The 18,894-nt window shown below is 66.7% G+C and carries 16 protein-coding genes; 7 read left to right on the top strand and 9 right to left on the bottom strand.

Features of this window, described 5'->3' with window-relative positions; translation table 11 throughout:
• Positions 1-3: 3 nt before the first annotated feature.
• The 3 genes from BST42_RS02370 to BST42_RS02360 are packed head-to-tail and all read left to right on the top strand — an operon-like array spanning position 4 to position 2,434.
• Positions 4-534 carry a dimethylamine monooxygenase subunit DmmA family protein gene (locus BST42_RS02370; protein WP_083117250.1) on the top strand — a complete coding sequence of 177 codons (531 nt, stop codon included), beginning with the start codon at positions 4-6 and terminating at the stop codon, positions 532-534.
• Complete coding sequence (locus BST42_RS02365) at positions 531-1,454, top strand: PDR/VanB family oxidoreductase (protein ID WP_083116932.1); 924 nt, start codon at positions 531-533, stop codon at positions 1,452-1,454. The genes BST42_RS02370 and BST42_RS02365 overlap by 4 nt, the downstream gene beginning before the upstream one ends.
• 5 nt (positions 1,455-1,459) lie before the next feature.
• Positions 1,460-2,434, top strand: coding sequence for a heme-dependent oxidative N-demethylase family protein (locus BST42_RS02360; protein WP_083117249.1), 975 nt, complete (start codon positions 1,460-1,462; stop codon positions 2,432-2,434).
• On the opposite strand, the gene BST42_RS02355 is transcribed toward BST42_RS02360, so the two are convergent.
• From BST42_RS02355 to BST42_RS02335, 5 genes are read right to left on the bottom strand one after another with little or no spacing between them, the layout of a single operon-like run.
• A complete protein-coding gene (locus BST42_RS02355) occupies positions 2,395-3,654 on the bottom strand; it encodes an MFS transporter (protein ID WP_083116931.1) in 1,260 nt (419 codons plus the stop codon). The genes BST42_RS02360 and BST42_RS02355 overlap by 40 nt on opposite strands.
• A 36-nt stretch (positions 3,655-3,690) precedes the next feature.
• Positions 3,691-5,370 carry a ribonuclease J gene (locus tag BST42_RS02350; RefSeq protein ID WP_083116930.1) on the bottom strand — a complete coding sequence of 560 codons (1,680 nt, stop codon included), beginning with the start codon at positions 5,368-5,370 and terminating at the stop codon, positions 3,691-3,693.
• Positions 5,367-6,275: a 4-hydroxy-tetrahydrodipicolinate synthase gene (dapA, locus tag BST42_RS02345; protein WP_207569423.1), complete on the bottom strand. Its 909-nt coding sequence runs from the start codon at positions 6,273-6,275 to the stop codon at positions 5,367-5,369. The genes BST42_RS02350 and dapA overlap by 4 nt, the downstream gene beginning before the upstream one ends.
• An 18-nt stretch (positions 6,276-6,293) precedes the next feature.
• Complete coding sequence (thyX, locus tag BST42_RS02340; RefSeq protein ID WP_083116929.1) at positions 6,294-7,058, bottom strand: FAD-dependent thymidylate synthase; 765 nt, start codon at positions 7,056-7,058, stop codon at positions 6,294-6,296.
• A 9-nt stretch (positions 7,059-7,067) separates the two neighbouring features.
• The gene (locus tag BST42_RS02335; protein ID WP_165760761.1) at positions 7,068-8,183 is read right to left on the bottom strand and encodes a GGDEF domain-containing protein; all 1,116 of its coding nucleotides are present in this window, start codon (positions 8,181-8,183) and stop codon (positions 7,068-7,070) included.
• A gap of 65 nt (positions 8,184-8,248) precedes the next feature.
• Here BST42_RS02335 and BST42_RS02330 point away from each other — a divergent pair, with 65 nt between their 5' ends.
• Positions 8,249-9,805: a class I adenylate-forming enzyme family protein gene (locus tag BST42_RS02330; protein ID WP_083116928.1), complete on the top strand. Its 1,557-nt coding sequence runs from the start codon at positions 8,249-8,251 to the stop codon at positions 9,803-9,805.
• Between the two features lie 76 nt (positions 9,806-9,881).
• On the opposite strand, the gene BST42_RS02325 is transcribed toward BST42_RS02330, so the two are convergent.
• Genes BST42_RS02325 through BST42_RS02315 form a run of 3 tightly spaced genes read right to left on the bottom strand, consistent with a single transcriptional unit; the run spans position 9,882 to position 12,363 of the window.
• Positions 9,882-11,090, bottom strand: a complete 1,209-nt coding sequence (locus BST42_RS02325) for a winged helix-turn-helix domain-containing protein (protein WP_083116927.1) — start codon at positions 11,088-11,090, stop codon at positions 9,882-9,884.
• Positions 11,087-11,566 carry a dihydrofolate reductase gene (locus tag BST42_RS02320; protein WP_083116926.1) on the bottom strand — a complete coding sequence of 160 codons (480 nt, stop codon included), beginning with the start codon at positions 11,564-11,566 and terminating at the stop codon, positions 11,087-11,089. Before BST42_RS02320 ends, BST42_RS02325 begins: the two co-directional genes overlap by 4 nt.
• Positions 11,563-12,363, bottom strand: coding sequence for a thymidylate synthase (locus tag BST42_RS02315; RefSeq protein WP_083116925.1), 801 nt, complete (start codon positions 12,361-12,363; stop codon positions 11,563-11,565). Before BST42_RS02315 ends, BST42_RS02320 begins: the two co-directional genes overlap by 4 nt.
• Positions 12,364-12,406: 43 nt before the next feature.
• Here BST42_RS02315 and BST42_RS02310 point away from each other — a divergent pair, with 43 nt between their 5' ends.
• The gene (locus BST42_RS02310; RefSeq protein ID WP_083117246.1) at positions 12,407-13,147 is read left to right on the top strand and encodes a dienelactone hydrolase family protein; all 741 of its coding nucleotides are present in this window, start codon (positions 12,407-12,409) and stop codon (positions 13,145-13,147) included.
• Here the strand turns inward: BST42_RS02310 and BST42_RS02305 are convergent.
• Complete coding sequence (locus BST42_RS02305; protein ID WP_083116924.1) at positions 13,136-13,603, bottom strand: hypothetical protein; 468 nt, start codon at positions 13,601-13,603, stop codon at positions 13,136-13,138. The genes BST42_RS02310 and BST42_RS02305 overlap by 12 nt on opposite strands.
• Positions 13,604-13,770: 167 nt before the next feature.
• Between BST42_RS02305 and BST42_RS02300 the strand changes: the two genes are divergently transcribed.
• Positions 13,771-14,412, top strand: coding sequence for a TetR-type transcription factor C-terminal domain-containing protein (locus BST42_RS02300; RefSeq protein ID WP_207569436.1), 642 nt, complete (start codon positions 13,771-13,773; stop codon positions 14,410-14,412).
• A gap of 151 nt (positions 14,413-14,563) precedes the next feature.
• Positions 14,564-18,871 (top strand): AAA family ATPase, encoded by a 4,308-nt coding sequence (locus BST42_RS02295; RefSeq protein WP_083116922.1) that lies wholly within the window; start codon positions 14,564-14,566, stop codon positions 18,869-18,871.
• Positions 18,872-18,894: the final 23 nt, after the last annotated feature.

The following is an 18,894-nucleotide window of genomic DNA, read 5'->3' as shown; positions in this document are numbered from 1 at the left end:
ACGATGACACCCGATCTGGAGCTCACCAGCGTCCCGGCCTGGGCCGTCGAACCGACCTGTCCGACGGCCGATCTCACCGGCCGGTACTGGACGGTGCTCGCGGTCGGCTCCGACGCGGCTCCCATTGCCGCGCGGTGGATCGACGAGATCCGCGCCGCCCACCCGAACGCCCGGCCGCGGCTGCATCAGGTCGCCGACGCCGACGCGGCGTGTGCCGCGCTGGATGCCGACCTCGCCGACGCAAAAGTCGGGTGGCGGCTGCTGCTGGCCGGTCCCGCACACGCGTGTCTGCGCGTCCGCGCCCGCGCCCTCGAACTCGGCGCCACCGACGACGAAATCACCATCGCCAGTACCGAAGTCGCCACCCGCGAGATCTACTGCGCGCACTGCCGGATCACGACCACAGCTGTGACCGGATTGTCCGAGGAGATCAGCTGTCCCGGCTGCGCGCGCCGACTGTTCGTGTACTACCACGTCTCCCGGCGGATCGGAGCCCACCTCGGATTCGCAACAACCGCCGACACCACACCATGACCAAGCTGACATTGCACGTCGTCGCGATCGACGACACCGTGGCCGGAATCAGGACTCTGACGCTGGCCCGCGCCGACGGTGCGGCGCTGCCGTCGTTCACCCCCGGTAGCCACGTGGTGATCGAACACACCGGCGGCGCCAACGCGTATTCACTGACCGGAGAGAGCAACGCGCCGAGCGAATATGTGGTGTCGGTGCTGGAATGCCCTGCGGGCCGCGGTGGTTCGCGGTGGATTCACCGCGAACTGAGACTGGGTGACACCGTCGTCGTTCACTCTCCGCGCAGCGCGTTCGCCCCGGTGTCGCGCGCCCGGCGGCACCTGTTGATCGCCGCGGGCATCGGGATCACCCCGATGGTGTCGCATCTGCGCAGCGCGCGACGCTGGGGCCGAGATGTGCGGCTGCTCTATGTCTTTCGGGAGAGACGTGGCGCGTACGTCGATGAGATCCGCTCGCTGACCGAGAACGCGTCGTTCTTCACCGACCGGGCGGTCTTCCTTGCCGCGTTGACCACCACGCTGGCCACCCAGCCCTTCGGCACCCACGCCTACCTTTGCGGCCCGAACCACTTCATCGACGACGTTCTCGCGGTCGCCACCGAGTTGGGCTGGCCGCTCGGACGCATCCACATCGAGCACTTCGGCGGGGAACTGGCCCCCGGCGATCCGTTCGAGGTCGAATTGCATTCCGATGGAACGGTTTTCACCGTCGAATCCGGTGTCTCGCTGCTGGAGTCGTTGACCGCACACGGGTATGTCATTCCCAATCTGTGCCGGCAGGGCGTCTGCGGTGAATGCCGTGTTCCGGTGCGCAGTGGAGTGGTGCAGCACCGCGACCTCTTCCTCACCGACGACGAGCGCCGCGACTCGATGATGGCCTGCGTCTCCCGCGGCTCCGGTCGAGTGGAGTTGGACCTGTGAGCGGGTTGGTCTCAGCGCCGGATCTGGTTGCCTCCTTTCCGTTCCCGTACACGGCCGACTCCTACCGCTACAGCACCAACATCGCGCCCGCGCGCGCAGTGGTGACCACCGCGACCGGACAGTGGGGCGAGCGAGTGGTGGACATCGACAGCGAGTACACCCGCGAAATCGCCGAACGGCGCGACATCCTGGCCGCCGACCCATCCCGGCATGCGGTGCTACCGCACATGCGGATCGCCTGCTGGGACACCATGCTGACGTTGATGGCCGAGCTCGCCGGTTCGTACCCGGCGACGATGTCCCTGAGCCGCGACGGGGACACCTGGTGTTGGCGCAACGAATTGCTCGGCATTGCCCAGGAATTCGTGGTCGGCGACGAATCGAGTCTGCCGTGCGATCCGCTGGCCTACATCGCCGGGCAGGTGCAGGAGGACATCGTGCTGCTCGACCAGCGTGATGGCGACCTATTCGCCGACGCAGGCGTGGTCACGTTCGCCGCGGGCTGGTCGTTCGGCTTCGACGTCGGAATGACATTCCTGGAGATCCACGGACCGGTCCCCCGGTTACGGGAGACCGGGGTGATCACCCGGGCCCGGGAGTTCTTGATGCGGTTGCAGACGGGCGGGATCTACCGCCGGACCAACTGGTCGATGACCGTCGGCAGACGGCTCGACGTGTCCACCGAAGCCTTGCCGCAGTGGTTGCCCGACCGCGCGCATCTGGACACCGTCGATGACGACACGTTCGGCCGGCTCATCCATCTGCGGGTGGAGGTCCAGCACCTGATCCGTCTGCCCGAGTCAGGTGCGATCTGCTTTCTGATCCGCAGCTACATGCTGCCGCTGATAGACATCGCCTCTGTCGACGAGTGGCGTTCGCGTACCGCCGCGGTGTTGGCCGAATTGCCGGACGACATGGTCGATTACAAGGGACTCAGTCCCTATCGGGACCGCGCGGTAACCTGGCTACGTTCACGCTGAATGCCCGGCGCCAGAACCGCGGAGAACACGGCGGCGGCAGTGAGCACGAGCACCGTCACAAGGGGCCAAACCGCGGGCGCCCCTTCGGCGATGATGCCCAGGGTGAAACCGGCAACGATCATTCCCAGGCTGATGACGATGTGCGTGCAGCTGATCAACACGGCCGCGTCCGCGCTGTCGGCGTGGTCGAAGATCCAGTCGTAGGCGGCGGGCAGCAGCGCTTGGTTTGCGACCGCCGAGAGCAACATCGCAGGGCCGAACGCCCACAGCCCCGGCACCACCTGCCACTGCTGCGAGGCGATACACAGAACAGCGGCGGCCATACTGATCAGTGCGCTGCACAGGTACACCCCGCGTGCACCGAGATTCCGGCGCACCACCCGCCACAAAGGAATACCTGCCAGCAGGCCGACACCGACGAACATCAGGAACTGGTCGACACTGATGCTGGAGCCGAGGAATTCCGCCGCATAGATCGCATAGAAGGTGGGCGTCAGGATCACCGGGATGAACACCAGATTCGTTGTCAGGAAACGCCGCAACCACCGATTGCCCCGGAGCTGCGACCGTCCCTGCCGCAAGGTGTCGATCATGCGGGCAGGCCCCGTCGCCAGCCGCACTCTGGGCGTTCGCAGCGTCGCGCAGCACAACGCGCCGGCCACCATGGCCGCCACCGAGATCCAGAGCAGGTCAGCGTCGTGCCATCGGGGGGAGTCGGGCAGCAGCCGTCCCGCGGTGAAGGCGGTGATCAGAACCACCAGCGCGCCACTGTATCCGGCCTGCTTCAGCATGACGTCGCCACGTTGCTGAGCCGACAGCAGCGCCGACATCGCTATCGGCGAGACCACCTGCGAACTGCCGGTGACGGTGCCGATGAGTAGACACGCCAACAGCAACGGATACGCGAACAGCCACGTTGGCGCCAGCGCGATGTCGAGTGCGACCAGTGAGGTGAGCGCCGCCTGCGTCAGAGCCACTCCGACCAGCAATGCGGTGACCGAGTCGGTGAGCCGTAATACCCTGGGCCCGAGGACCGTTCCCAGCATGGTCCCGGCGGTGAATGCCGGCGCCAGCAGCGCGACCACCACGCCGGGAGAGCCAAGCTGGTCGGCGATGTACGGGATGACAGCAGAGATGCTGCTCACGTGGACGCCCACTTTGAAGAACGTCCCCTGCGTGAGCAGCGCCCGATAGTTTCCGCCCTGCGCGGAGCCCGCCATAAGCACGGAAGCTTATCCGGCCCCCTGGCGGGCCCGTCAGATTTCGATGACCGTCGGCACGATCATCGGCTGGCGGCGATAGGTCTCCCCCACCCACTTTCCGATCGTGCGCCGCACCGCCTGCGCGATGCGCACCGAATCGGTGACATTGTCGGCGGCAAGCTTTTCCAGCTCCGCTTCGACCTTGCGGGCGGCGGGCTCCAACGCCTTGGGGTCCTCGGAGAACCCCCGCGAATGCAGCTGCGGCGGAGCCACGCAGCGCCCGGTCTCCCGTTTCACCACCACAGTGGCGGCGATGAAGCCCGAACTCAGGATGAGTCGCTCTCCCAGCGTCGCCTCGCCGACGTCACCCATGATGAGGCCGTCGACGAACATCTTGCCCACCGGCACCGCGCCGGCGATCGACACCCGGCCGCCGACCAGGTCGACGCTCACGCCGCTCTCGGCCACCACGATGTTCTCCTCGGGCACGCCGCTTCGGGCGGCGAGCTTGGCGTTGGCGCGCAGCATCCGCCAGGTGCCGTGCACCGGCATCACGTTGCGCGGCCGCACCCCGTTGTAGAGGAACAGCAGCTCACCGGCGTAGGCGTGGCCTGAAACATGCACCCGCACTTGTTGATTGGTTACCACCCTGGCGCCGATCTTGGCCAGGTCGTCGATCACCCCGTAGACCGCTTCCTCGTTTCCGGGGATCAGCGACGAGGACAGGATGATCAGATCATCGGAGGTGACCGTGATGCTGCGGTGCTCTCCGCGCGACATTCGGGACAGCGCCGCCATCGGCTCGCCCTGTGTGCCGGTGGTGATCAGGACCACCTGCCCGGGCGTCATCTCCTCGGCCATCGCGATGTCCACGACGTCACGATCCTCGACATGCAGGAAGCCCAACTCGCGGGCGATCGCCATATTCCGCAGCATCGAGCGGCCGACGAATGACACGCGCCGGCCCAATGCGACTGCGGCGTCGACGATCTGCTGCACCCGATCGACATTGGAGGCGAAGCAGGCCACGATGATCCGCTGCCCTTCGGCGTTGCGCATCAACCGGTGCAGGTTGGGCCCGACCTCGCTCTCCGACGGTCCCACGCCGGGGATTTCGGAGTTGGTCGAGTCGCACAAGAACAGGTCCACCCCGGCGTCGCCGAGGCGGGACATGCCGGGGAGGTCGGTGGGGCGGCCGTCGGGCGGCAACTGGTCGAGCTTGATGTCACCGGTGTGCAGGACGGTGCCGGCACCGGTGTGGATGGCGATCGCGAGTGCGTCGGGGATCGAGTGGTTGACCGCGAAGTACTGGCATTCGAACACCCCGTGGCTGCTGCGCTGACCCTCGGCGACCTCGACGAAGACCGGGTTGATCCGGTGCTCGCGGCACTTGGCGGCCACCAGCGCGAGGGTGAACTTGGAACCCACCACCGGGATGTCGCCGCGCAGTTTGAGCAGGTACGGGATCGCGCCGATGTGATCTTCATGGGCATGGGTCAGAACCAGTGCCTCGATGTCCTCGAGGCGGTCGGAGATGAGCCGCAGATCGGGCAGGATCAGGTCGACGCCGGGCTCGTCGTGATTGGGGAACAGCACCCCGCAGTCGACGATCAGCAGCCGACCGAGATGCTCGAAAACGGTCATGTTGCGGCCGATTTCGTTGATGCCACCCAGCGCGGTCACGCGCAGACCCCCCGGGGCCAGCGGCCCGGGAGGTGACAGTTCCTCGTTCACCTCAGTACGCCCGCTGCGCGCAGGTCGGCGGCCAGTGCATCGAGCTGCTCGGCGGTGGCCGGCACCTGCGGCAACCGCGGGTCACCGACTTCGATGCCCTGCAGATGCAGCCCGGCCTTGGCGAACGTGACCCCGCCCAGCCGAGTCTGCGGGGCATTCAGCGGCGCCAGCGTCACCGCGATCTTGCGCGCGGTGGCGATGTCACCGGAGTTGAAGGCGCTCAGCATGTCTCGCAGCTGACTTGCCGCGACATGCCCCCACACGCTGACGAAGCCGACCGCACCCATCGCCAGCCACGGCAGGTTCAGCGCGTCGTCGCCGGAGTAGTAGGCCAGCCCGGTCTCGGCCATGATCTGCGCACCGCCGTGCAGATCGGCCTTGGCATCCTTGACCGCCACGATGTTGGGGTGCGCCGACAGCGTGCGCATGGTGTCCCACTCGATCGGGACGACCGAACGAGGTGGGATGTCGTACAGCATCACCGGCAGGTCGGTCGCATCGGCGACGGTGGTGAAGTGCGCGATCAGACCGGCCTGCGGCGGGCGCGAGTAATAGGGCGTGACGACGAGCAGGCCGTGCGCCCCCTCAGCGGCCGCGGTCTTGGCCAGATGCACGCTGTGGGCGGTGTCGTAGGTGCCGACGCCGGCGACGATACGGGCCCGGTCGCCGACCGCCTCGAGCACCGCGGCAAGCAACGCCCGCTTCTCGTCGTCAGTGGTGGTCGGCGATTCCCCGGTGGTGCCGGACAGCACGAGTCCGTCGCATCCGGAGTCGACGAGGTGGGTGGCCACCCGCGCGGCGGCGACTGTGTCCACCGTGCCGTCGGGCTTGAACGGAGTCACCATTGCGGTCAGTACGGTGCCCAACTGGGCGCTGACATCGATTCCGCTGGTGCTCACGGACATCTAGATTACCCGCACCGCTCAGACCTCTGTCGCCAGCGGGGACGTCGCGACCTCCGTGCCGTCGGCCAGTTCGGTGATCTCGAAATCGGCGAAGACGGCAGGCGCTGCGTCGCTGAGTTCCCGCAGACAGGCAATCGCCAGCCGACGGATCTCGACGTCGGCATGTTCACTGGCCCGCATCGCGATGAAATGCCGCCAGGCCCGGTAGTTGCCGGTCACCACGATGCGGGTCTCGGTGTCGTTGGGCAACACCGCACGCGCCGCCTGCCTGGCTTGTTTGCGACGGAGCACAGCTGTGTTCTCGCCGGGCTGACCGGCCATGAACTTCGCTTCCAGCCGGTTCAGCAGCTCGAGGTAGGCCGCCCTGCTGGCGTCGGCCGCCGTCAGCAGGATCTGCTGGAGTTCGGGGTCGTCCTCCAGACCGGGCGGCACGACGACCCGGGCGTCGTTCTCGGGAACGTACCGCTGAGACAGCTGCGAGTACGAGAAGTGCCGGTGCCGGATCAGCTCATGGGTGCAGGACCGGGAGATGCCGGTGATGTAGAAGCTCACCGACGCGTGCTCGAGCACCGAGAAATGGCCGACGTCGATGATGTGCTTGAGGTACGACGCGTTGGTCGCGGTCCGCGGGTTGGGCTTGGACCAACTCTGGTAGCAGGCCCGGCCGGCGAACTCGACGAGCGCCTGACCGCCGTCGGCGTCGGTGTCCCACGGCACGTCGGCGGGCGCCACGAACTCCGTCTTGGCGATCAGCTGCACGCGCAGCGGCGCGGTCTCGGCCACGGGCTCACCTTAGTGCGCCTGCCACCCGTCACCCGTCAGATCCCCGGCATAGCGAATCTGATTCCCACCGCTGCGCTTGGCTTCGTACATGGCGGCGTCGGCGCGCGCGATCAGCCACTCGATCAGTTCGAGCGGTTTCAGCGCGGGCGCGCGGATCACGGTCGACGCCAAACCCAGGCTGGCGGTCACACCCCACGGCGCGGCGGCGATGGCCGCGCGAAGTTCTTCGGTGCTGTCCCGGGCCTGCTCCGGAGTGGACAGCTGCGCGAAGAGGAATTCCTCGCCGCCGACTCGCGCGATCGCGGCGTTGGTTCCGCTGACGTCCCTCAGGCTGTCGGCGACAGCGACCAGAACCCGGTCGCCGGTCGGGTGGCCCAAGGTGTCGTTGAGCCTCTTGAAGCCGTCGAGGTCGATCATCGCGATCGTGAAGTACGGCCGTGATCGGTAGTCGGCGTGGCGCAGCAGGGTCTGCGCCGACCGGAAGAAGCCGCGTCGGTTCGGCAAGCCGGTGAGCGTGTCGGTCGAGGACTTCAGGGAGTCGACCGACAACCAGTGGACGATGACCTGACCGCAGAAGGGCACCGCCAGTATTCCGCCGCACAGGATCAGAAACTTGGCCACCGCCATCGCCGTGTCGCCCGACATGGCGATCCGTGCGGCGCTGACGGCGGCGGTCGCCACGCCGGTCCCGAGGGTCAGGACCAGAAACGGTGCGGTGTGGAAGAACGCGACGTATCCGGCCAGCCCGACGAAGGCGACCGCACCGATCATCGCGGTGCGCGGGTCGGCTTCGGCGAGCACGCCCACCGCGACGCAGGCATTACCTGCGATCGAAAAGACCTGCGACTGAACGCGAGTCGGCCATCGGCAGAAATACGACACCGCTATCGCGGCAAGCACTGCGCCGGCCACACAGGTGGCAGCGCGCTGCACCGGGGTCTGCGGGCCCGAGGGGCTGGCCAGTGTCAGCGCGATGGCGGCGGCGATGGTCAACAAGACGGCGAACATCAGCCAGCGCATGAACGTCAGGAGCCGGCGCGCCGTCAGGTAGGACGTCAGCCAGTCGTAGTGGTCGGGTTGTCGCCACCACAGGCCGATGCCGTGCACTTGTCCCCGCGCCCCCAAGCTGTGATCGTGATTGCCCCTGATGGTAGTGATGTCGCAGGGATGCGATTGCCAAAAGGAGTCAGATGCCAGACGTGCGCTGGGGAAGCGATATTGACGCCGCCGGCTACGCCGGTCACCCGGGCCTGCAGTACTCCCCTCGGCCAAGCACATTCGCCCAGGTGTTCGCCGACGCGGAGCGCTGGGCCGAGCGCACCTTTCTGGTGCAGGGCGAGCGCCGCATGACGTTCGCCGCGTTCACCGAGGCCGTGAACGCGGGAACCGCCGCCCTGCGAAACGACGGTGTCCAACCCGGCGACCGAATCATGCTGTACGCCTACAACAGTCCGGCATGGGTTGTCGCCCTGTGGTCGGCGTGGCGCAGCGGGGCCGTTCCGGTACTGGCCAATCGATGGTGGAAGCAGACCGAGGTGGACCATGCCATCGGTCTGCTCGATCCCCATCTCGTCATCGCCGACACGCCCCTGGCCGGCGTGGCCGCAGCGAAGACGCGAGACGTCAGTGGATTCGCCGGCGGGCGTCTCGCGGGCCGCGTTGGTTCATCCGAAATCGACGACCCCGACGCGACCGCGGTGATCTTGTTCACCTCGGGCAGTTCCGGCTTGCCCAAGGCCGTCGAACTGTCCCGGCGCGCGGTCATCGCCAACCAGCACAACGTGCTCGCGGTAACCAAACGCTTGCCGCATCAGCTCGATCCTGATGCACCGCAAGCGGTCTCGCTGGCGAGCACCCCGATGTTCCACGTCGGCGGCCTCTCGAACCTCCTGAGCAACTACCTCACCGGCGGCAGGGTGGTCATTCCCGAAGGGCGATTCGACGCCGGTCAGGTGCTCGGGCTGATCGAACGCGAAGGTGTGCACAGTTGGGGCGGCGTTCCGACCATGGCGATCCGGGTGCTCGAGCACCCGGACTTCGACTCCTTCGATCTGTCGACCCTGCGGTCGTTCCCGCTCGGCGGGGCCGCGGTCCCCACCGCGCTGCTGGACCGGATGCGGATCCGGCTGCCTCAGCTCGCCGGCCGGGGGCTCGGAAATACCTGGGGCATGACCGAAGCCGGCGGATTCCTGACCTCGGCGACGGGTCGCGACCTGCAGCAGTATCCGGGAACCGTCGGACGTCCTTACCCGGTCGTCGAGCTCGCCATCGACCGGCCGGACGGCGACGGAGTCGGGGAAGTCCTGGCCCGCTCACCAACAGTGATGAACGGCTATGTCGGCATCGACGACGGAACGATCGACGACCAGGGCTGGCTGCACACCGGTGATCTCGGCCATCTGGTGGATGGCTACCTGTTCATCGACGGTCGCGCCAAGGACATCGTCATCCGGGGCGGCGAGAACATCGGTTGCGGCCAGGTGGAAGCCGCTCTGTCCTCCCACCCCGCAGTGGTCGAGGTGGCCGCCATCGGACTGCCACACCCCGACCTCGGCGAGGAACTCGCCGCCGTGATCGTCCACCGGGACGGTGATGCCGCACCGACCGAGGGCGAACTCCGCACCCACGTGTCGGATGTGCTGGCGCACTTCGCGATTCCGACACGCTGGCACATCAGCACCGCCGCCCTGCCGACGCTGCCGGGCGAAAAGATCGACAAGAAGAACCTGGCGCAACGTTTCAGCTGACGAGGATCAACTCGGCGAGATCGACACGATGGCTGCTGATCGCCGACAATCGCGACCATAGCGGCGATCTGGGCGTCTAGAGAGCCTCACCGAGCGGCCCGACCAGGTCACCGCGCGCGCCGACCGTGACCGTGCCCAACCCGAGCCAGGCAGCCATGCTGTGGAGTTCGGCAGCCAGCCTGGGCGCGACCACCGCCGGGTTCTGGCCCGGTTCGGTGAATGCTCCGACCACGTTGAGCGCGTCGTTGGCGCGTTCGGCCTTGAGGTCGACACGTCCGACGAGGCGCCCGTCGAGCAGGAACGGCCACACGTAGTAGCCGAACTGCCGCTTCGGTTCGGGTGTGTAAATCTCTAGGCGGTAATGGAATTGGAAGATCCGCTCGAGGCGGGGGCGAAAGAAGATCAGCGGGTCGAACGGGCACAACAGCGCTGTGCCGCGATCCACCCGGGGCACCGTCACACCCGGTGCCAGGTACGCCGGCGCCGACCAGCCGTCGACCTCGACCTCCTCCAGCACACCCTCGGCAACCAGCGCGGCGACCGCGGGCTTGCTCTGCTTGGGACTCAGCCGGAAATAGTCACGCAGGTCGGGCTCGGTCGCCACGCCGAGCGCACCTGCGGCGCGCTGCACCAATTCCCGCACTGCCTCGTCATCGTCGACCTCACGGGCCAGCACGTGCGGCGGCAGCACCTTCTCGGTGAGATCGTAGTGCCGGGCGAACCCGATCCGCGTCGCCGTCGTCAGCGCTCCCGACGACCACAGGGCCTCGGCCACCCACTTGGTGTCGCTGCGATCCCACCAGGGGCCCTTGCGCCGCGCGCGTTCCCCTTCCAGGTGCGCTTCGATCTGGCCGGCCGTACTCGGCCCGAGTTCGTCGACGGCGGCCAAGACGTTGTCGGCCAGCCGCGGGTTCTTCTTGACGATCTCCTGGCCCCACCGGCCGTGGGCGTATTCCCGCATCCGCCAACGCATCAGCGGCCAGTCCTCGACCGCCATCAGCGCGGCCTCATGTGCCCAGTACTCGACAAGCAGCCGCGGCGCCCGGGCGCTGTGGCTCCATGCCGCGGCGTCGAGGACGCCGCGATCGTAGGGGCCGAGCCTGCTGAACACCGGCGCGTAGTGCGCGCGCACGGCCACCGACACCGAGTCGAGCTGCAGCAGTTGTATGCGGCTGACGAGTCTGCGCAGATGCGCGCGGGTGACGGCCCCGCGAGGCTTGGTTTCGGCGAAGCCCTGAGCTGAGATGGCGACACGGCGGGCCTGATCGGCTGACAGCCGGGTCATGCTCGCTGGTAGCTGTGGAACCGGTAACGCAGTCCCGAGGTACTGGTCTGCCAGTCCCCCGACGTGCCGACCCAGGATTCGTCGAGAACCGGAGCCAAGGCGTCCTCGTCTTCGAGGCGCAGGTCGATCTCGACCTCGGTCACCTCGCAGTGGGTCGCCAGTGGGAGGGCGAGGTGGTAGACCTCCGCCCCTCCGATCACCCACATATCGTCATCGGGCACGTCGTCCAACGCGCTCACCACCGTCGCTCCGTCAGCCATGTAGTCAGCCTGCCGGGTGAGTACGACATTTTTCCGGCCCGGAAGCGGCCGCACCGAGCCGGGCAGCGATTCCCAGGTGCGCCGGCCCATCACAACGGTGTGTCCCATCGTGAGTTCCTTGAAGCGGGCCAGGTCCTCCGGAAGGCGCCACGGAATGCCACCGTCGCGGCCGATGACACCCGAGGTCGACTGCGCCCAGATCAGGCTCATGGTCATACCGCAACGGGCGCTTTGATCGCCGGGTGCGGATCGTAGTTGCGGATCTCGATGTCGTCGTAGGTGTAGTCGAAGATCGAATCACGCTGAGCGAGAACCAATTCAGGGTATGGACGGGGATCGCGGCTCAACTGTTCGGTGACCTGCTCGACGTGGTTGTCGTAGATGTGGCAGTCGCCGCCGGTCCAGACGAAGTCGCCGACCGCGAGTCCGGCCTGGGCCGCCATCATGTGGGTGAGCAGCGCGTAGCTGGCGATGTTGAACGGAACCCCGAGGAACAGGTCGGCGCTGCGCTGGTAGAGCTGGCAGCTCAGCCGCCCGTCGGCGACGTAGAACTGGAACAACGCATGACAGGGCGCCAGCGCCATCTGCGGAATCTCGCCGACGTTCCACGCCGAAACGATGATCCTGCGGCTGTCGGGGTCGGTGCGCAGCAGGTCCAGTGCGGCGCTGATCTGGTCGACGTGTTCACCCGACGGCGTCGGCCATGACCGCCACTGAACCCCGTATACCGGTCCGAGATCGCCGGTGGGAGAAGCCCATTCGTCCCAAATGGTCACGCCGTGCTGCTGCAGCCATTCGACATTGGATTCTCCGCGCAGGAACCACAGCAGCTCGTAGACCACCGACTTGAGGTGCACCTTCTTGGTGGTGATCAGCGGGAAACCGGCCGACAGGTCGTAGCGCAACTGGTGGCCGAACAGACTGCGGGTGCCGGTCCCGGTGCGATCGGATTTCGGTGTGCCCTGCTCGAGCACAAGTCGCAGCAGATCCTCGTACGGCGTGGCGATCGGCACGCCGCTCAGCTTACGTGCGCAGACAGAGAGTACAAACGAAGCCATGCCGACCATCTCTGACACCGTCACCACTGCCGATGGAACCTGTCCGGTCATCCTTGCCGTTCCCGATGGCCAGGGCCCGTGGCCCGGTGTGATCCTGTATCCCGATGCCGGTGGCACCCGCGCGACGTTCGTCGACATGGCGGCCCGGCTGGCAGACCTGGGGTACGCGGTGTTGGTGCCCGACGTGTACTACCGCAGCGGCGATTGGGCGCCGTTCGACATGGAGACCGTGTTCAGCGACAAGGCCGAGCGGCAGCGACTGTTCTCGATGATCGGAAGCGTCACACCGGACGCGATGGCCTCCGATGCGCGGGCGTTCTTCGACTACCTGGCCGGTCGTCCCGAGGTGACCGGCGAGGCGTTCGGCACGACGGGCTATTGCATGGGTGGCCGCACGTCACTGACGGTCGCAGGACGGGTACCCGAGCGCGTTGCCGCGGCGATGTCGTTTCACGGCGGCGGGCTGGCCTCCGACGACCCGGGCAGCCCGCATCTGCTGGCCGATCAGATCACGGCCGCGGTCTACGTCGGCGGAGCGCAGGACGACGCGTCGTTCACCAAGGCCCAAGCCGAGACGCTGGACAAGGCGCTGACGGCGGCCGGGGTCGACCACACCATCGAGTGGTATCCGGCCGCCCACGGGTTCGCGGTCCCCGACAACGCGCCCTACGACGAAGCCGCCGCCGGGCGGCACTGGGACGCGATGAGGGACTTCTTCGGAGCGCACCTACCCCGCTGAGTCGTCTTTGTGGCGGGAGACGCGCAGGCTGGCCAGCGCGCGGATGACGCCGCGCGAGGCGTAGACCGCGACGACACCCGACAGCAGGATCAGGAAGACGAACATCACCAGCCAGTTGGTTCGGCTGTGTGGCACGTTCCACCACACGATGGTGAACAGCACCGCGCAGATGAAGACCACGATGTCGCGCCAGTTGCCCTTGTACGACGAGGCGATCTCGCGCAGCTCGCGGCTTTTCTCGGTGGCGTCGATGAGGTCGACGATCCGCGCGTTGATGCTCTCGCGCAGCCTGGCGCGCAGCTCGGCGTTCTCCTCAGGGAGCTGATCGAGCAACTCGAGGTCGGCCTTGATGGCGCCGCGCACGTCGGGGCCTCGGAGATTGCCGGCGGCGACACCTAGTAGCGCCCCGCCGGCGATCGGCGCGGCCCCCAGAGCGATCTCAGCGATTCCCGGCATGCAGAAGACCGTAGGGCCCCACCGTGCCGGCGGTCCAGAACCGACATCAGATCGGGTCGCGCAGCTCAGGTCGGGGTTGGTCGCCGACGTGTTGCAATCGGCAAGGTTGCGGGCCTCATGACGTAGTTTGAAACGGCGAGCAGAGCAAGACCGGAAGGGCGAGACCGATCCCAGGCAGAGGTCAGCAGAGCGACAACGCCAGGCGCCGTATAGAGCGGCGCGCAGCAGATCGCCGGGCGTCCAACGAACGCTGGCGCAGCATCCTTCTCGGGGCCACCGAGGTTTTCCGGCGTGAGGGATTTGCCCGTGCCCGGCTCGAAGACGTAGCTGCCGAAGTCGGCATCAATCGGGCGTCTCTCTATTACTACGTCGGAACCAAGGAAGAGTTGCTGCTCGCCCTCATCGAGGAGCCGGCCCGCGACATGACCCGGCACTGCCGTGCCGCACTGGAATCCGACGACCCGGCCGATGTGAAATTGCGTGCCGCCTTGCACTCCTACGTCGACGACCTGCAGAACCACCCCGAGCTGTTCCTGTTGTTCAGCGAGAGCCAGCACATCGCCGCGATCCCCGATGGCATCAGCATCAGCGCCAACGCCGAGGATTACGCCCGCACTCTGCTCGCGATTGTCGAGGAGGGCGTTGGCACAGGGGTTTTCCGCGCCGACCTGGAGCCCCGGTTGGTTACGCACGGAATCCTCGGCATGCACAACTGGATCCATCGGTGGTACGCGCCCAGCGGCCGGTGCTCACTGACTGAGATCGGAGAGGTCTTCGCCGAGATGATCCTTTCCGGTCTGCGTCCCTGACCCGGCGCGGATAGCGCACACAATCGCCGATTCGTCACTAGTATTCATGGACACTGCCCTCGGGGGGTCTGGCCATGATTTTCGACGTCAACCTGCGATTTCCTCACCGTGCCGTCTCAACGACGGCCCCGCATGAGGTGCCGTTCCTGCCGTGACGACTCCGGTCCTGGACCTCGGCGGCCGTGTCGTCGACCGCCGGAACGAACTCGCCGACCTCCGAGCCGCGGTCGATGCGGCCGGACGCGCCGGCGGGGCATGCCTGCTACTGAGCGGTGCGCCAGGCGTCGGCAAGTCGACGCTGATCCACGCGTTCGGCATCGAGGCATCCCGCGGTGGGTGTGTATTCGGCTACGGGAGATGCCGGCCTGACGCACCGGCCCCGTACGCAGCATTGTCCGTCGCTCTGGGTTCGATCGTGCGCACCATGCAGGCCACCGGTCCCGCCGAACGCGCCCGGTGGCAAGCCGAACTCGTCGCCGAGATGTCCGGGTTCGCAGGTATTCTCGCCGAACTCGTACCCGAATTGGCATCGCTACTAGGCGAATTCGCCAGTACCGCCGAACTCGACGCTGCCGACTCTCGACACCAGTTACACCGCGCCATCATCCGGCTGCTGGCTGCCACGGCGTCGTTCCGACCGGTGGTGCTGGCGATCGACGACCTTCAGTGGGCCGACCGGGACACGCTGTTGCTGGTGGCCGAGCTGCTGACGGTGTCGCTGCGCAACGTCCTGGTTCTGGGCGCCCACCGGGCCGGCGAGTTCGATCCGGCCGACGCCGCGCTGAAATCAGATGGCCTGCAAGCGATCCAGCTCGAACCCCTGGCCCTCGACGACGTCGAAGAGCTGCTGGCCGATGTATGCGGCCGCAGTGTGGAGATGGGCGACGTGGCCGCCGAGTTTCACCATCGCACGGGCGGCAACCCGCTGCACGTCCGGCAACTGTTCTACCGGGCCCAACTCGAAGGCGCGCTCGTTCCGGTCGGCCCTGGTGGCCAGCCGAGGTGGGACCTGCGCGTGCTCACCTCGATCGAGGTGTCCGCCACCACCGCCGAGTTCCTGGGCCGCTACCTCGACCAGCTTCGTCCGTCGGATCGGGAGGTATTGAGCTCACTCGCGTGCATCGGTGCCGAGTTCGACCTCGAGGATGCGATCGCGGCGGCCGCGAAGTCGCCCGATGTCGTAGCCCGGGCTTTGTGGGAGTGCCTGGAGCTTCGGCTGGTCGAGGCACTCGACGCACACGGGCAACGGATCACCAACGCGATCAGCCACGACGCCCGCTACCGGTTCAGTCATGACCGCGTTGCCGAAGCCGCCCGCGCGAGGTTGTCGGACGACGAAATGCGTGCCATCCACTTGCGCATAAGTCGACGGCTGATCACGCTCGGCGACGACCGGGTCTTCGACGCGGCGCGCCATATCGGCATCGCCGGCGGCGCAGCCACAGATGAGACCGAACGCAGGACCTTTGTCGAGGTCGTACGGCGGGCGGCTCGAAAGGCTCGGGCGCAAGCCTCTTTTCCGCTGGCACTCGACTATTGCCGCAGTGCGCTGGAACTGCTCGGCGACCGACGCTGGAACACAGACTTCGCACTGACGCGCGAGCTTCAACTCGACGCAGCCGATGCCGCGTTGCTCGTCGGTGACGTGATGACACTCAACGCGGTACTCGACGAAGCCGAGCAGTTCCTGCACGAGCCGCCGGACCGCGCGCGTCTGGCGTATCTGCGTCTCAAAGGCTGCGTCACCGAGAATCGCCTGCAGGATGCGCTCGAGATCGGCCTGCAGGCTCTTCGACAGCTCGACGAACCGGTCGCGAACAACGCAGGCAAACCCCGGATGGGCAACGCGATCATCCAGATGAAGCTCACGATGCGGCGCTGGAGCAACGAACGACTGCTGGCGCTGCCGCGCTGCGATGACGCGCGGGTCATCGCACTTCACCCGATTCTTGCCGAGCTGTGCAACATGGCGGTCCTGATCCGGCCGAACATCCTGCCGTTACTGGTCCGGAAACAACTCGATCTCACTCTGGCCCACGGCCACACGCCCTCCTCACCGGTGGTCATCACCGGGTACGGCATCGTGCTCGTGTTGCTCGGCGACCACGCGGGCGCCCAGCGCTTCGGTGAGGTGGGCAGGGCACTTGCGGCGCGACCGGAATTCCGGGAGGCCCGTCCGCAGACCGTGTTCATGTATCTGGACTACATCCATCACTGGCGCCACCCCATCCGGGACGGGTTGGCGGAGCTTCGCAGTGCGGTGGATGCGGCGCTCGACCAGGGCGACCAGGAAAACGCCGGTTTCCTGGTTGCGGTCCTGCTCTCCCAGTCGTTCTGGCTCGGACGTCCGTTGGCCGAGATCGACGCCCTCGCCAGATCCCTGATCCCGCAGATCCGTTCGCAGCCAGTGCCCAGTGCCCTCTGCCAGGCCGTGCAGCAACTGTGCCTCAATCTGATGGGGCGCACCGCCGACCCGCTCCTGCTCGCCGGCGAGAGCGGTTACGACGAGCGAGACGTGCTTCCGGCGGCGCGCAGCGAGGGCGATGCCGTGACCCTCGCCGCGGCCGCAGCCATGAAACAGGGGTTGCATTTCTGGTGCGGTGACTACGCCGGGGCGGCCGCCGCCACGCATGAGGCGATCGAGCACATCGATGGCCTGGCCGGGATCCCGGCCTCACAGCTCGTATATCTCCTCGGCGCACTTGGCATGATCCACAGCGCACCACAGGATTCCGCGACCAACCGCTTTGTCCGACAGGCCCTGGCGTTGCACCGCAAATGGGCGACGGGAGCACCGGAGAACTACGCGGCACCCTATGCGCTCATTCAGGGTGCGTGGGCGCGGGCGCGTGGCCAGAACACCAAGGCCGATCGATTCCTCCACCAGGCGATCGCTCTCGCCGAGGAGAATCAGCTTCCGATCGTGAGCGCGTACACCCACGAGGAGGTCGCCGCGCTCTACGCCGACACCGGGCGCGCGACGCTCAGTGAGCACATGCTGCGCAGGGCCCACCAGCGATGGCAGAACCTGGGTTTCGTGGTGCGCGCCGACAGGCTGGCGCGGGAGCACCCCTGGCTACTGCGGCGCGATCTGTCAGGGTCCAGCGGCATCGACCCGGTCGGGGCGCACCAGCTACTCCACTCCCTGTCCGCGGCGCGGACCGCCGACATGCTGGCCAACATCGTTCTGGGCTCGGTGGCGGACACCACCGGCGCGGATCGGGTCCTATTCCTCACCGGCGAGCCTGAACACGTGGCAGTTCGCGCCATCAACGACCGTGGCGCCATCACTATCGTGGACGGCCCGTGGACCGAGGTCTCCTACGATCCGGCGATCGTGCGTCGGGCGATCGACGATGGATCACCAGTGATCGTTGCCGCCGATGGGGCAGCAACCACCCCTTCGGTACTAGTATCTCCAATACGATTGCACGACAACGTAATCGGTGTGGTCTACGCCGAGAAGGGCGAATCCGCGGGAGTTTTCAGCGCCGACCACGAACAGGCCGTCGTGTTCTTGTGCGCGCAAGCAGCGGCTCCCCTGTGGAACTTCCAACTCGAGGCACGACTGCGGGCCGCCGACGAGTACCGGCAATCGCTGATGGACGTTCAGTCGCGATTCGTGCCGAACGAACTCCTGCGCATCCTCGACATCGACGATCTCCGCCGCGTCCGCAGCGGCTATCGGGTCGAGCGCGAGATGACGGTGCTCATCAGCGACATCCGAAGCTACACCACGATGATCGAAGATATGAACGTCGCCGAGGCGGGCAACCTGGCGACGGGCTTTCTGCGTGCCATGGAATTGCCGATCATCAGCTACAACGGCATGATCCAAGACATGCGCGGCGACGAGATCGTCGCCGTCTTCGAGTCCGAGCCCGACGCTGTGCGCGCGGGACTGGGCATGCTGCGCTCCTTGCACGATCACAACCAGGAGCGCAAAGCGCTCGGTTCCCAAGAGCTGCGAGCCGGCATCGGGATCACCACCGGCACGGTGGGGGTCGGTCTGGTTGGCGGAGTCAACCGCATGGTTCTCACCATCATCGGCGACGCAGTTAACCTCGCTGCGCGCATCGAGAGCACCAACAAGCGGTACGGCTCGGCGTTGCTGATCTCCGACCAGACCTATGCGCGGATTGCCCATCTGGCGGAGTTCGATATCCGTCGCATGGAACGGGTCAGAGTGGTCAACCGGCGTCAGCAGGTAACGATTTATGAAGTGTACGAATCGGATTCGGCCGCCCTGCGGCAGGCGAAGCGTGCGGCGCAGCCCGCCTTCGACGAAGCCTTCGCCCTGTTCGACGCGGGCGATGTCGATAAGGCCCGCGCCGCCTTCGAACGCTGCCGAGAGTTGCTGCCCGACGATCCTGTTGCACCATTGCACTTGGCGCACTGCGATGCGATGACGCGTGGCGAAATGGACCCCGGCCAAGAAATCGTTCTCCTGAGCAAGTAGTTCACTACTCCATTTTTGGAATT

The sequence above is a fragment of the Mycolicibacterium rhodesiae genome (genome assembly GCF_002086695.1).
Taxonomy (GTDB): domain Bacteria; phylum Actinomycetota; class Actinomycetes; order Mycobacteriales; family Mycobacteriaceae; genus Mycobacterium; species Mycobacterium rhodesiae.
Note: the sequence above shows the minus strand (reverse complement) of the source record. Positions and strands in the feature narration are given on the sequence as shown.